This window comes from Pseudomonas sp. S5D5 (assembly GCF_003013355.1).
Classification (GTDB): Bacteria; Pseudomonadota; Gammaproteobacteria; order Pseudomonadales; family Pseudomonadaceae; genus Aquipseudomonas; species Aquipseudomonas aylmerensis.
In genome coordinates, this window is sequence record NZ_PTEO01000001.1 from 4,682,089 (window position 1) to 4,695,272 (window position 13,184).

A 13,184-nucleotide genomic window follows, 5' to 3' on the forward strand; every position below is an offset into this window, starting at 1 on the left:
GCACACCAGGGCGCACAGCGCCTTTTTTGTTGCCTTCGAAAAGAGGAAGCATCATGTCCGCAGTTGAGAAAGCAGCACCGGCAGTGACCAGCCCGACCATCGGCCAGGCCTACGGTGGAGGTTTCGTCACCGGCATTACCCGCGATCCGGCCACCGGCAAGCGCTCCCTGCACATCACCGCCGGCGCAGCGCATGAACTGGTCGGTAAGTGGGGCGAGTACGGCGAGAAGATCGAAGGTGCCGACAGCTTCACCGACAGCATGGCCAACACCCAGGCCATGGCGGCGGCAGGCAGCGATCTGGCAGTGAAAGTTTTAGCGCTGAACATTGGCGGCTTCACCGACTGGGCAATCCCGGCGCGCGACGTGCAGGAGCTGCAATACCGCCACTTCAAGCCGACCACCGAAAAGAACTGGGAGAACTCGCGCAACGGCGACAACCCGCACAGCGAGCCGGTGGGCCAGTTGTACAGTGCCGAAGACCCGTTGCAAACCGCGCACACCGCCTTCCAGGATGGTGGCGTCGAAGCCTTCCGCGACACCTGGTATTGGTCGAGTTCGCAGCGCTCAGCCAGCTACGCATTCAGCATGTCCTTCGATGATGGCTATCAGATCAGCCTCGGCAAGGGCGACGAGCTCCGTGGCCGCCCCGTCCGCAGCGAGCTTATTGATTAATTCGCTTATTTAATCCGGCCGCTTGCGGCCGGTTGCTCTTGGAGAGCGTGCCACATGGCAATGCATACGGAACTTGCGATCTACAACGCGGCAATGGGCCTGCTACACATGGCCACCACCCTGACCCGGAACATCCCGCGCGACTTGAAGCAGTCTCTGGGAAAGCGGGTGATCGATGAATGCATCGAAGTCCTGATGCTGATCGCTCGTGCCAACGCCACCCAGGACAAGCGCCCTCACCTGACCTTGCTGGTCGAGAAGGTCCAGGTAGTCGAATTCCTGATGCGACTCTTCAAAGACAACCGCTTTATCAGCGTCCCGCAACACGCCAAGGCAATCGAGGTAACGGCTTCGATCGGCAAACAAGCCAACGCCTGGAAACGCTACACCCCAACCGCGCCCGCTACCTGAAGGTTACGGCTTTCTGGTCTGTGCGAATTGAATCTGGTCGTGCCGCTGACCTGATAGGTCACCGCCATGCGTACAAAGGATACCGCCGGTCTAAAGCGTCCGCGTAGGTCCTGCGCAGTTTCCTTGCTGATCGGCTATGCCTTCGGCTCGGCGACGTAGATAGCACGATAGGTCGCAGCGCTCAGCCAACAACGCATTCAACATGAACTTCGATGATGGCAATCAGAACAACAACGACAAGAACAACGAGCTCCGTGGCCGCCCCGTCCGCAGATTCGACTTTGGGTCCGTACCCGTTTCAGGATCTGGTCCAGGCCTATTACGACTGCCGGCGCACCAAGCGCAACAGCGACAGCGCGCTGGCTTTCGAAATCGACCTGGAGCGGAACCTGATCCAGCTACACGACGACCTGGTTGCCGGCACCTACCGGCCAGGCCGATCTATATGCTTCGTGGTCACCAGGCCGAAAGCCCGCGAAGTTTGGGCGGCAGCCTTTCGGGACCGCGTCGTCCACCACCTCATGTACAACCATGTGGCCCCGCGCTTCTACGCCAGCTTCATAGCGGACAGTTGCGCATGCATCCCAGGGCGCGGCACGCTGTACGCCGCGACCCGGCTTGAATCGAAGATCCGCAGCGCCAGCGAGAACTGGTCGAAGCCGGTCTTCTACCTCAAGTGCGACCTGGCCAACTTCTTCGTCGCCATCGACAAGGCGGTGCTGCGCAAGCAACTGGAGGCCAGGATCACCGAGCCATGGTGGCTGGCCCTGGCAGTGCAGATCCTCATGCATGACCCGCGCGAGGACTACGAGACCCGAAGCCCGGCGCACCTGTTCAACCGGGTGCCGCAGCACAAACGCCTGGTGGCCCAGCCCGCGCGCCTCGGCCTGCCAATCGGCAACCTGTCGTCGCAGTTCTTCGCCAACGTCTACCTCGACGCCCTGGACCAGTTCGCTAAGCACACGCTGCGCGCAAAGCACTACATCCGGTACGTCGATGACTTCGTGTTCCTGCATGAGTCGCCGCAGCAGCTTAACCAGTGGCTGGCCGAAGTCGAAGCGTTCCTTCCCCGGCTCGGCGCGAAGCTGAACCCCACGAAGACGATCCTGCAGCCCGTGGATCGCGGCGTCGACTTCGTTGGCCACGTCAGCAAGCCCTGGCGCCGAACAACCCGCAAACGATCCCTGGACCAGGCACTTAAACGAACCGCCGCGGCGCCGGCCGAGGATCTGCGCGAGACCGCCAACAGCTATTTCGGCCTGCTCAGCCAGGCCAGCCACAGCGAGAAAGACCGAGCCGCCCTGGCTCGCGTCGTATTGAAACGCGGCAACAGCGTCAATGCGGCGCTGACCAAGACCTTTCAGAAGAAGTAATTCCCCCACTCCACTGCCCGGGCATGGCCCGGCAAGGACTCCCTGTGAAACGAATTTACCTCAGCGGGCCCATGAGCGGCTTGCCAGGTCTGAATTTCCCAACTTTCCACAGCATGACTGCCAGCCTGCGCGCCGGCGGCCACACCGTCACCAACCCCGCCGAACTCAACCCCGACGGCGGCACCTGGAACGACTGCATGCGCCGCGACATTGCCGCCCTGATGGACTGCGACACTGTGGCCACCCTGCCCGGCTGGGAGCATTCAAAGGGTGCACGCCTGGAAGTCCTGATCGCCGAACGCCTCGGCATGACGGTTGTGAATGCCCATGATCTGGTAACAAGGGAGGCTGTATGAGCAGTCGAAGAGAAGGCGGCCATTGCGCCACTCACCAGCGGAACCATCAAGATGGATGCCTGGATTGCTCCTTTGCCCGTGAAGACGCCCTGCAGCAGCGCCTGACCGCAGCGGATCAGCAGATCGATGAATTGATCCAAGAGCGCGACAGGCTGCACGCGTATGGCCGCAGCTGCGGACTTGATGAGGCTTCCACGCTCTGTAGCCGCATGGCTTACGACGCTTACTACCCGGCCGGCTCCCGCTTCAAGGTATTCACGCCGAAAGCCCAAAAAGCCCTGGGCGATCTGCTGATCAAGGCGGCCAACAAGATTGCATCGTTGCCCGAGGGGCCTTACGAACGCTTCAAGGCGCGCCAGGCAAAGCAGGAAGAATCAGCTAAATCCAGATAGGAGTACATCCGTACTCCACCCGCAAAACCTGTTACCCCTCCCCCTTCAAAGTCAGCCGCTATAGCGGCAAGGAGCAGCTCTACGGCGAAAATTCACCCAGGTTTGCGCGAGCAGTTTGGATCGCGTACTCAAGCAATTCTAAAGGGACATCCTGCTCGAACAAGGTCACCTCAAAACGCAGCGTTTCGTCATTCCTGAATATCTCAAAGACCATATCGTTGCCGCGCCAGCACTCAATCCCTAGGCCGTCATGACCCTTGGTCACGCTTGAAGCAGTAAGAAACTCGTATTCAACTCCGTGTACGACCACATCGCACCTCCCTATCTGAGGTGGCAATGATACCTCTCCCCTCTATGAACTTGATAACCGCTATAGCGGCAAGGACGAAGTCATGCCTACAGAAAAGTATCCGCTTGCCGTCGAGAGCGTTGGCGGTGACACCTACATCGTGATGAGTCGCGGGCACCACGACCTGCGAGCGTTCATGGCCGAGGTCGTCAAGGATTACGGCGATTGGAATCTCGGCGGCGCGCAGCACGTCTGGATCAAAACCACACCAACTAAAGACGGATGGAGTTACAACATCGTTAACCAGGCGACTCGCGGAGCATGGCCGGCAACCTACTGCTGGGAATATGGTGAGGGGTATGAAAAGTGGCGCGAGGTGGCACCATGATCGCCACCCTCTGGTTCGCCTACGTCTTCATCTACAAGGGGCCGAGGCCATGAAACGGTTCTTCCGTCGCAAGTTTGAAGCCTGGCTGATCATCCTGGCAGCCAAGATCCTGATCGACCGTAACGTCCAGCGCGCGGCAGTGGTATCCCGCCGTGACAACAACGACATGTGGGGCATGGCCGAGCAGCTCGAAGCCATCGCCCAGCGCATCAGCAAAAACTACCCCTAACCCCTAACCCCAATCCCCCTACATGCCTGCCGGTGAGCGGCGGGCGCACGCCTGGAAAATATTTATGACCATCACCGCCCCGGTCATCCGGTACCACGGCGCCAAGTTCCGGCTTGCGCCGTGGGTGTTGCAACACTTCCCACCGCACACCTGCTACGTAGAGTCGTTCGGCGGCGCCGCTGGCGTGCTGATGCAAAAGCCGCGGTCGTATGCCGAGGTGTACAACGACCTCGATGGCGACATTGTTAATCTGTTCAGGGTTTTGCAAGATCAGGACTCGCGGTCGGGACTGGTCGAACGCCTGGTATTCACGCCATATTCCCGCGAAGAGTTCGAACTGTCCTGGGAGTCGAGCGCCGAACCAATCGAGCGTGCAAGACGAACAATCATCAGGGCGCAAATGGGCTTCGGCTCCGCCGGTGCCACCAAAGGCGTCACCGGTTTTCGCATCGACACGAAGCGCCAGTACGGCACCGCCCAGTCGCTCTGGGCCTCCTACCCCGAGCAGCTTTCCGAGGTTGGCCAGCGGCTGAGCGGCGTGCTGATCGAAAACCGGCCCGCGATCGAGGTAATCAAGGCGCATGACGGGCCGCGGACATTGCACTACGTCGACCCGCCCTATGTACATGACACCAGGTACAAGGGCGCGTCGAGCGGTCGGTACTACAAACACGAGATGGATGACGCCGCACACCGCGAACTGCTCGGGGTTTTGCTCGAGCTAGAAGGAATGGTTGTGCTTTCAGGTTATCCCAGCGACTTGTACGCGGAGTTGCTTCCAGGATGGGCCAGCTACAGCACATCTGCCCGCATCAGCGCCGGTCGCGGCACCGCCAACCGTACCGAATGCATCTGGCTAAACCCTGCCTGCGTCGATCGCGTAAGTCAGATCGGACTGGATCTCGTTGAGAGAGCTTAACCCTAACCCACCTTCTGCCGCCCAGCGCGGCAAGGACACCCTATGACCATCACCAAAATCATCAAAGGCCCACACCGCTTTGGCGGTTATTGGTGGGTCATCGCGGAATGCAGCGGCATCAAGCAGCACATGTCCTTCCGCACCGAGCAACAGGCGCGCGCCGTAGCCCTTGGGCAGGATAGCGTGACCATCCATTGAGCACTGTGCCGCATACGGCAGCGAACCCTACATAAATCATTCCACCCGGCGACGGCGTGGCGAGGTATTCCTATGGCTACTGCAGAAAATATTGATCGCTTCCTGCGCCTCGACGAGGTGCTGCACACTACCGGCCTGGGCCGAAACACAGTTTATCGGCGGATCAGGGAGGGCACCTTCCCAAAACAGGTTAGAATAGGCCCCAACTCGGTCGCCTGGCGCCAGTCGGCAATCGCTGAATGGATGACTTCAATCACGCCCAGCAACGACCAATCAGTACATTGATCAGTACACCAGCAAATGACAATATTCCCAAAGCCACGCAACACAAGCCCTACAGGTCACACCGTGGAAATCTTCAAAGAGTTTACCTTCGAGTCCGCCCACCGCCTGCCCCACGTACCCGAAGGCCACAAATGCGGGCGCCTGCACGGGCATTCGTTCAAGGTGGCGATCCACCTGAGCGGCGACCTGGATCCGCATACCGGCTGGATTCGCGACTTCTCGGAGATCAAGGCGATTTTCAAGCCGCTCTACGAACGCCTCGACCACAACTACCTCAACGACATCCCCGGCCTGGAAAACCCGACCAGCGAAGTGCTGGCCAAATGGATCTGGAATGAGCTCAAACCCCTGCTGCCGGAACTCAGTGCGATCCGCATCCATGAAACCTGCACCAGCGGCTGCATCTATCGCGGCGAGTAAGCCGGCGAGATGAAAAAACCACCCTGGCGGTGGTTTTTTTATGCCCTGCTCCCTTACAGTCGTGGCTCCAGCCGACCAGGAGCACGCCGCAATGCTGCGCCCCGCCACGCCCCATGATGTTGCCGCCATTGAAGCCATCGTCGAGGCCGCCTATTCACCGTACATCGAGCGTATCGGCCGCAAACCCGGGCCGATGCTTGAAGACTACGGCCGGCGAGTCGAGGTCGGTGGTGTGCATGTACTGGACAACGACGGGCAGATCCAGGGTTTTATCATCCTGCAAGACACCGACAGCGCCCTGCTGCTGGATAACCTGGCGGTCGCCCCGCAGGCACAGGGCCTTGGTCTTGGCCGCGTATTGATGGACTTCGCCGAACGCCAGGCCATCGACGCGGGTTACAGCGCCATACGCCTCTACACCAATGAAGCCATGACCGAGAACCTTGCGCTGTACACCCGCCGGGGTTACGTGGAAACCCACCGGGCCGAGGAACAGGGCCTGCGCCGGGTGTACATGGCCAAGCCCCTTTAGGAGACAGGCATGGAAAACACCTGGCTGGCCCAAGCCAAACGCCTGCAGGCGCTGGCCTCCACGGGCCTGCATTTTTGCACCGATGATTTCGAACGCGAGCGCCTGGAGGAAATCGCCGAGATTGCCCACAGCATGTTGGCGCAACTCGGTAACGTGCCGCTGGAGCGCATCACCGGATTGGTCTCGGATTTTGCCCAGCGCTATTCCACGCCAATGATCGACGTGCGCGGCGCGGTCATTGAGGGCGACCGGATTCTGCTGGTGCGCGAACTGACCGATGGCTGCTGGGCGCTGCCGGGCGGTTATGCCGATATCGGCTTGTCGGCAGCGGAAAACATCATCAAGGAAATCCGCGAGGAAGCCGGCTTGAGCGTTACCGCGCGGGCACTGTACAGCGTCACCCACAAGGCCAAGGGTTTGTATCGGCCGGATGTGCGCGACTTCTACAAGCTGTATTTCCTGTGTGACCGGGTGGACCAAGCGGCGCCAATGGCCGGGTTCGAGACCACCGATGTGGGCTTTTTCGCCCTGGATGATCTGCCGCCGCTGTCCCGGGGGCGCACCATCGAGAGTGATCTGGCGGCGGCATTTGCCTTTCATCGCGGCGAAACCACCCACACGCTGTTCGACTGATCCAATTTGTATCACGGCTGCACCGCTTTCGTGCCTGACTGGGCACTGCGAACACCCTTGCCCGCTTTTTCTGCCTGTTTGGCTATAAATACTGTGCATGCTGCACAGTGCAGACCGTGCGCCTGTCACTGGGAGTAATTTGGCACGCGCGGTGCAATACGCCTGCGTCACTCATTCAGGGAGTACCGACATGACGCAGCAAGAACCGGGCAACGACTACCCCTTAAGCGAAGTTCCCATGCATGCGCGCAAAGGCCTGGCGTCTACCGCCATGGTGCTGCTGGGCTTCACCTTTTTTACCGCGACCATGTTCGCCGGCGGCAAGCTGGGGGTCGCGTTCAGCTTCACCGATATGCTCGGCGTGGTGGCGCTGGGTAACCTGCTGCTGGGTATTTACGCCGCAGGCCTGGGTTACATCGCGTTCAAAAGCGGGTTGAACTCCGTGTTGATGGGGCGCTTCTGCTTTGGCGAAGTGGGCAGCAAACTCAGCGACTTGATCCTCGGTTTCACTCAGATTGGCTGGTATGCCTGGGGCACCGCCACCGCCGCCGTGGTGTTTGGCAAGTATTTCGAACTGAGCCAGGGCAGTGTGCTGGCATTGATGGTGCTGTTCGGCCTGGTGTTTTGCGCCACCGCCTACGTGGGTTATCGCGGGTTGGAGATTCTTTCCTACATCGCGGTACCGGCCATGGGCATCCTGCTGTTTCTGTCGATGTGGGTGGCCACGGTGAAAGTCGGCGGGTTGGACGGACTGCTGACGGTGGTGCCGACCGCTGAGCTGGACCTGTCCACCGCGATCACGTTGGTATTCGGCACTTTTGTCAGCGGCGCGACGCAGGCGACCAATTGGACGCGGTTCTCGCGCTCGGCCCGGGTCGCGGTGCTGGCCAGCCTGATCGGCTTCTTCGTCGGCAATGGCTTGATGGTGCTGATCGGTGCCTATGGCGCGATCGTCTACCAACAGCCCGACGTGGTGGAAGTGTTGCTGCTGCAAGGCTTCGCCATGGCCGCAATGGCCATGTTGTTGCTGAATATCTGGAGCACCCAGGACAACACCATCTACAACTTCGCCGTGGCCGGCTGCAATCTGTTGCGCACCAAACGCCGCAAGACCGTGACCCTGGCGGGAGCAGTGATCGGCACCCTGCTGGCGCTGCTGGGCATGTACGACATGCTGGTGCCCTACCTGATTCTGCTGGGCACCGTGATTCCACCGATCGGCGGGGTCATCATGGCGGACTTCTTCTACCGCTGGCGCGGCCACTACCCGCGCCTGGCAGATGCACGCCTGCCGGCTTTCAATTGGCCGGGGCTGGCCGCGTATGCGGTGGGCACCGTGCTGGCGTTCAATTCGCCGTGGGTCGCGCCGTTGGTGGGCATCGTGGCCGCATCGCTGACTTACATGCTGCTGACCTCCGTGCTGCGCGCTCGCGCACCGCTGGCTGACGCCACGGCATGAGCCTGACGATTGCCGATGTACTGGCCTTGCCGGGTCTTGCGTCCATGCGCCTGCGTGCCGCAGAGGCAGGCCTGGACAACGTCGTACGCTGGCCGTATGTGGCGGAAAACAGCGGAATCGCCGAGTGGGTGCTGGGCGGTGAGCTGGTGTTCGTCACCGGTATCAATCACCCTCGGGATGAAGCCAACCTGCTGCAACTGCTGGATGAAGCCTGTCAGCGCCAGGTGGCCGGCTTGGTGATCCTGACGGGGCCGGCGTATATCCAGGCGATACCCCAGCGCTTACTCGACGCCGCCGAGGCCGCCGGTATGCCGCTGATCGAGCAGCCCTACTCGCTGAAGATGGTGCTGGTCACCCAGGCGATCGGTTCGGCGTTGATTCAATCCGAACAATTGGGCCGCTCGCGCCATGATGTACTGGAACGTTTGCTGACCGGCGATTACCAATCCCTGGATCTATTGCTGCACCGCGCCGTGCAATTGGGCATGTCTCTGGCCGGGCACTGGCAGGTGGCCCAACTGCAGCTCGAAGGCAGCGAGTTGCTGTTTGCCCAGGACGACGCGGCGCAGGTGGAGGCCCAGTTGGCCCGGCAGCACGACGCCATCAGTCGCCGCTTGCACCAACTGTCGCCGGTGTTGCCGGTACTCGGCCGCGCCGGACAATGGACGCTGCTGCTGCCGGCCGCGGATGCCGTCGCCGCCTTGGCCAATCGCCAGCAACTGGTCAATTGGCTGAACCCGCTGAACCTGCGCCTGGCGCCGCTGAAAGTGTTTATCGGCTTGAGCGCTGCCGCGCACCCACCTGCTCGCCTGGCCCAGGCTCACGATGAGGCGCGCCAGGCGTTGACGGCCGCACGCCGGTTCAGCGAACGCGCCGGGCTCTGCGTGTATGACGAACTGGGGGTGCTCAAGCTGCTCAGCGGTGTGCGTGATCGCGCGCTGCTCGACCAGTTCCTGAATGAACGCCTGGGCCCGCTGCTGCGCCACGACCTGCACCATGGCCCCAGCCTGATGCCGACCCTGGAGGCCTGGTTTCATGAGAATGGTAACCTTGTGGCCGCGGCCCAGCGCCTGGCCGTGCACCGCAATACCCTGACACACCGCGTCCAGCGAATCGAAGCCCTGTGTGGCCTGACGCTGGAGAATGCCTACGACCGCCTGGACATCGGTATTGCCCTGATGATCTGGCGGCTGTCTGCCTGATTGTTGTTATCCAAGAGGAACTTGCCCATGCACATCATCAACGCCCGCCTGCGCAACCGTGAAGGCCTGCATGATCTGCACCTGGAACACGGCCGGATCGCCAGCATCACCGCGCAAACCAGCGTGCCCGCAGTGGGCGTCGACGACCTCGACGCCGGCGGCAACCTGGTGATCCCGCCCTTTGTCGAACCGCACATTCACCTCGATGCCACCCTGACCGCTGGCGAGCCGCGCTGGAACATGAGCGGCACCCTGTTCGAGGGCATCGAATGCTGGGGTGAGCGCAAAGCCACCATCACCCAGGAAGACACCAAGACCCGCGCCAAAAAGACCATTCAGGCCCTGGCCGCCCACGGTATCCAGCACGTGCGCACGCACGTCGACGTCACCGACCCGGATCTCACCGCGCTCAAGGCCATGCTCGAAGTGCGCGAAGAAAGCACGCACCTGATCGACCTGCAGATCGTCGCCTTTCCCCAGGAAGGCATCGAGTCGTTTCGCAATGGCCGCGAGCTTATGGAAGAAGCCATTCGCCTCGGCGCCGACGTGATCGGCGGCATCCCGCACTTTGAATACACCCGCGACCAGGGTGTGAGCTCGGTGAAGTTCCTGATGGACCTGGCCGAACGCACCGGTTGCCTGGTGGATGTGCACTGCGACGAAACCGACGACCCGCACTCGCGCTTTCTCGAGGTGCTGGCCGAAGAAGCCCGCAGCCGCGACATGGGCGCCCGCGTCACCGCCAGTCACACCACGGCCATGGGCTCCTACGACAACGCCTACTGCGCCAAACTTTTCCGCCTGCTGGGGCACTCGGGCATCAGCTTCGTCTCCTGCCCCACCGAGAGCATCCATCTGCAAGGCCGCTTCGACACTTTCCCGAAACGCCGTGGCGTGACCCGGGTCAACGAGCTGCTGGAAGCTGGCATGAACGTGTGTTTCGGCCAGGACTCCATCGTCGATCCGTGGTACCCGCTGGGCAACGGCAATATCCTGCGCGTGCTGGAAGCCGGGCTGCATATCTGCCATATGCTCGGCTACCGCAACCTGCAGAGCGCACTCGACCTGGTGACCGACAACAGCGCCAAGGCCATGGCCCTGGGTGACCGTTACGGCCTTGAAGCGGGGCGCCCGGCCAACCTGTTGATCCTCTCGGCCAACAGCGACTACGAAGTCATTCGCAGCCAGGGCCTGCCGCTGTACTCGATTCGCAATGGCCAAGTGTTGATGAAACGTCAGCCGGCCCAGGTGGAGTTTATGTAAAGGCCCGGCTCAAACGATGGCGTCGATATCCAGCGGCTGCGCCCTGCCCCACTCAGTTTGCGTGGGAGCAGGGATGCTCGCGACTTGCGGCAGCGCGTGGTTTTCACGGTGGCTGAACCAACGCTTGAGGCTGGGTTGCAAGTGGGCGGCCTGGGCCTGACTGCCGTAGACATCGCGCGCTTCCAGGCGTCGCCAGCGCAGGGTTTCGAGGCGCTCGCGGCTGGTGTGCAAACGGTCGATCTCGGCGTTCAACGGCTCGTGGTGCTCATAGGCACGGTCGTTGATCGGCTGGCGACGGGCGAGCTCGCGGCGTTTATCGCGCAGTTGCTGACGCATGGTCTCCAGCGCATGGTCGAGCCATTCGAACTCCCGCGCGGTCACCAGCGGGCTATTGCTGTCGACGGCTTGTTGCCAGCGGCGCAACGTCGCCCAAGCGGCAGGAATGTAGCTTGCGGTCATGAAGTGCTGACTGGCCTGGAACAGCTGTTTTAACAGGTTGTCACGATCAGGCATGTCGCCATGAAGCTGCAGCGCACGATTGCAGCCGGCTTCCTGGATCGACTCGCAACCCGGCTTCCACAACACGGAAGAGTGCGTGCCATCCGGCAGCACGATCGGCATGAAGTGTTGCTGCTCACCATGGTGCTGGTAGGGGTTACCGCCAAAACGCACCAGGCCAGCCGCGAACAGCAGCCCGCCTGGTGTGGGCAGGCTGAATAGCGTGATGGCACCGGGAACCCAGAGTTTTGCGGTGGTGTTCATCCACGGTGCCGGGACGCTGGGCACCGGGTCGTTGTGGTTGACGATACGGTGGTGGACGAGGGTCGAAGCGCCGTGGGTGAACTCGGCATCCGCGGCACGGGGGGCGCCGTAGGTGTAGAGAAGGATGTTGTAGGTACGATCGGGAGTACGGCGCAGCCCTTCTGCCAGCAGCAGCGCTATTGCCCCTCCAAGGCTATGGCCGCAAATGATCACGCGTTGCCCGATGTGAAATTGGCCGAGGTAATGCAGCACGAAATCACGCATGGCCCGATAAGCCTGATAAAAACCTTCATGGGCCTTGCCGACACCATCGGCGAACGCCACCTGATGGGCGTTCGCATCCCGCAGTACGTCTGCATTGCTGACGGTGCCTCGCACGGAAATCAGGATCACCTCCTCGTGGTGAGTGATGAAGGCCTGGGTGTCAGTGCCGAATTTTTCATCATCGAAAAAGTGTAAGCGCGCGGGGTGCTCCTGCTCGTCCCCAAGCGCCGGACGATTTTGTGGGTACAACTCAGGATCAAAAGGCAGGATCTCGAATCGCCGGGAATAAGGTACGTCCTCATAGAGCGGATAAAAGCGCTGCGGGTGGTCCGGGTCGATCCGCCAGGCTTCCTGGTAGCCCGCCAACTGCTCGGCGAATAGATTTCCGACACTGGGATCGAGTGGAAAATGGACTTCATCAACGGGATGATTCGGCGGCGCCTGACCGAAATCGCAGTAACTCAACGCCGCGAACAAGGCCAATTGATACAGGTTCAAGGCACAGAATTCGTCTTGCGTGGACAGGATCGGGCGCAGGGCTCGCAACGGGCGCACTTCGAGAACAGTGTGCCTGTCGGGGAACAGTACGACTCCCGCGAAGCTAGGCTGGGGTGGGCCGAAGCCCAGGTCGGCCATCATTTTCAGTGCGTGACGCTTGGGGCGGTGGGGCGTGGGTGTCACCGGGGGAAGATGCGCGATATGCCGAACCAGATCGCTGACTTCTACCTGATAAAACTGGTCTGCTTTTTCCCCGGCAGGGTGACGCTCGGTTGGGCGGCCATTCGTGTTTGAGAAGCGTGTTTGTTCAGCGCGGATCTGCAAGTCAGTGATGGGTAATGGGTAGGTTTTACGCTGCTGCAATGTCGAATAATAGCCAACTCGCGTTTCGGATGAAGCATCAAAAACCAACACGACGGGACCTTTACAAAGCCCCTCTAACTTAGCAAAACCCCGTTCAGTCAAACGCCCTTTGTAACATCCCCCGGCACTGTCAAAAACCTCATACCTGAGTCCTCCGTAGGGTTTTCCATCCCCTGACTCATCCACCAGACAGAAGCTCAGCCAACCGCCACTCAGTGCGCAAACGGGCATTTTTTCATTGAAAAAAGAGTGCTTCGATCGTTCTATCACCATG

18 protein-coding genes are annotated in these 13,184 nt (G+C 60.9%); 16 read left to right on the forward strand and 2 right to left on the reverse strand.

Features of this window, described 5'->3' with window-relative positions; all coding sequences use genetic code 11:
* The first annotated feature begins 53 nt into the window (after positions 1–53).
* The 5 genes from C9990_RS21185 to C9990_RS21210 all read left to right on the forward strand — a co-directional run bounded on the left by C9990_RS21185 (position 54) and on the right by C9990_RS21210 (position 3,206).
* Positions 54–674: a DUF1566 domain-containing protein gene (locus C9990_RS21185; RefSeq protein ID WP_106804577.1), complete on the forward strand. Its 621-nt coding sequence runs from the start codon at positions 54–56 to the stop codon at positions 672–674.
* A 54-nt stretch (positions 675–728) separates the two neighbouring features.
* Positions 729–1,085 carry a four helix bundle protein gene (locus tag C9990_RS21190; RefSeq protein ID WP_106804578.1) on the forward strand — a complete coding sequence of 119 codons (357 nt, stop codon included), beginning with the start codon at positions 729–731 and terminating at the stop codon, positions 1,083–1,085.
* 212 nt (positions 1,086–1,297) lie between these two features.
* Positions 1,298–2,458 carry an RNA-directed DNA polymerase gene (locus C9990_RS21200; RefSeq protein ID WP_256595128.1) on the forward strand — a complete coding sequence of 387 codons (1,161 nt, stop codon included), beginning with the start codon at positions 1,298–1,300 and terminating at the stop codon, positions 2,456–2,458.
* 44 nt (positions 2,459–2,502) lie between these two features.
* The gene (locus tag C9990_RS21205) at positions 2,503–2,814 is read left to right on the forward strand and encodes a DUF4406 domain-containing protein (RefSeq protein ID WP_106804579.1); all 312 of its coding nucleotides are present in this window, start codon (positions 2,503–2,505) and stop codon (positions 2,812–2,814) included.
* Positions 2,811–3,206: a hypothetical protein gene (locus C9990_RS21210; RefSeq protein WP_106804580.1), complete on the forward strand. Its 396-nt coding sequence runs from the start codon at positions 2,811–2,813 to the stop codon at positions 3,204–3,206. Before C9990_RS21205 ends, C9990_RS21210 begins: the two co-directional genes overlap by 4 nt.
* A gap of 79 nt (positions 3,207–3,285) precedes the next feature.
* On the opposite strand, the gene C9990_RS21215 is transcribed toward C9990_RS21210, so the two are convergent.
* On the reverse strand, positions 3,286–3,516 hold the full coding sequence (locus C9990_RS21215; RefSeq protein WP_106804581.1) for a hypothetical protein: 231 nt from the start codon (positions 3,514–3,516) through the stop codon (positions 3,286–3,288).
* 82 nt (positions 3,517–3,598) lie between these two features.
* Between C9990_RS21215 and C9990_RS21220 the strand changes: the two genes are divergently transcribed.
* The 11 genes from C9990_RS21220 to codA all read left to right on the forward strand — a co-directional run bounded on the left by C9990_RS21220 (position 3,599) and on the right by codA (position 11,023).
* Positions 3,599–3,883 (forward strand): hypothetical protein, encoded by a 285-nt coding sequence (locus C9990_RS21220; protein ID WP_106804582.1) that lies wholly within the window; start codon positions 3,599–3,601, stop codon positions 3,881–3,883.
* 49 nt (positions 3,884–3,932) lie between these two features.
* Positions 3,933–4,112, forward strand: coding sequence for a hypothetical protein (locus tag C9990_RS21225; RefSeq protein ID WP_106804583.1), 180 nt, complete (start codon positions 3,933–3,935; stop codon positions 4,110–4,112).
* A gap of 64 nt (positions 4,113–4,176) precedes the next feature.
* The gene (locus tag C9990_RS21230) at positions 4,177–5,031 is read left to right on the forward strand and encodes a DNA adenine methylase (protein ID WP_106804584.1); all 855 of its coding nucleotides are present in this window, start codon (positions 4,177–4,179) and stop codon (positions 5,029–5,031) included.
* 42 nt (positions 5,032–5,073) lie between these two features.
* Positions 5,074–5,229, forward strand: a complete 156-nt coding sequence (locus tag C9990_RS32350; RefSeq protein ID WP_157955094.1) for a hypothetical protein — start codon at positions 5,074–5,076, stop codon at positions 5,227–5,229.
* A gap of 72 nt (positions 5,230–5,301) precedes the next feature.
* A complete protein-coding gene (locus tag C9990_RS21235) occupies positions 5,302–5,514 on the forward strand; it encodes an AlpA family transcriptional regulator (RefSeq protein ID WP_106804585.1) in 213 nt (70 codons plus the stop codon).
* Positions 5,515–5,577: 63 nt separating this feature from the next.
* Entirely contained in the window at positions 5,578–5,934 is a 357-nt protein-coding gene (queD, locus tag C9990_RS21240; RefSeq protein WP_003190259.1) for a 6-carboxytetrahydropterin synthase QueD, read from the forward strand.
* A 91-nt stretch (positions 5,935–6,025) separates the two neighbouring features.
* Positions 6,026–6,466: a GNAT family N-acetyltransferase gene (locus tag C9990_RS21245; RefSeq protein ID WP_106804586.1), complete on the forward strand. Its 441-nt coding sequence runs from the start codon at positions 6,026–6,028 to the stop codon at positions 6,464–6,466.
* 9 nt (positions 6,467–6,475) lie between these two features.
* Positions 6,476–7,099, forward strand: a complete 624-nt coding sequence (locus C9990_RS21250) for an NUDIX hydrolase (protein WP_106804587.1) — start codon at positions 6,476–6,478, stop codon at positions 7,097–7,099.
* Between the two features lie 190 nt (positions 7,100–7,289).
* Complete coding sequence (codB, locus tag C9990_RS21255; RefSeq protein ID WP_106804588.1) at positions 7,290–8,558, forward strand: cytosine permease; 1,269 nt, start codon at positions 7,290–7,292, stop codon at positions 8,556–8,558.
* Positions 8,555–9,760 (forward strand): PucR family transcriptional regulator, encoded by a 1,206-nt coding sequence (locus C9990_RS21260; RefSeq protein WP_106804589.1) that lies wholly within the window; start codon positions 8,555–8,557, stop codon positions 9,758–9,760. The genes codB and C9990_RS21260 overlap by 4 nt, the downstream gene beginning before the upstream one ends.
* Positions 9,761–9,787: 27 nt before the next feature.
* On the forward strand, positions 9,788–11,023 hold the full coding sequence (gene codA / locus C9990_RS21265) for a cytosine deaminase (protein WP_106804590.1): 1,236 nt from the start codon (positions 9,788–9,790) through the stop codon (positions 11,021–11,023).
* Positions 11,024–11,032: 9 nt separating this feature from the next.
* Here codA and C9990_RS21270 read toward each other — a convergent pair whose 3' ends face one another.
* The gene (locus C9990_RS21270) at positions 11,033–13,183 is read right to left on the reverse strand and encodes a lipase family protein (RefSeq protein ID WP_106804591.1); all 2,151 of its coding nucleotides are present in this window, start codon (positions 13,181–13,183) and stop codon (positions 11,033–11,035) included.
* Position 13,184: the final 1 nt, after the last annotated feature.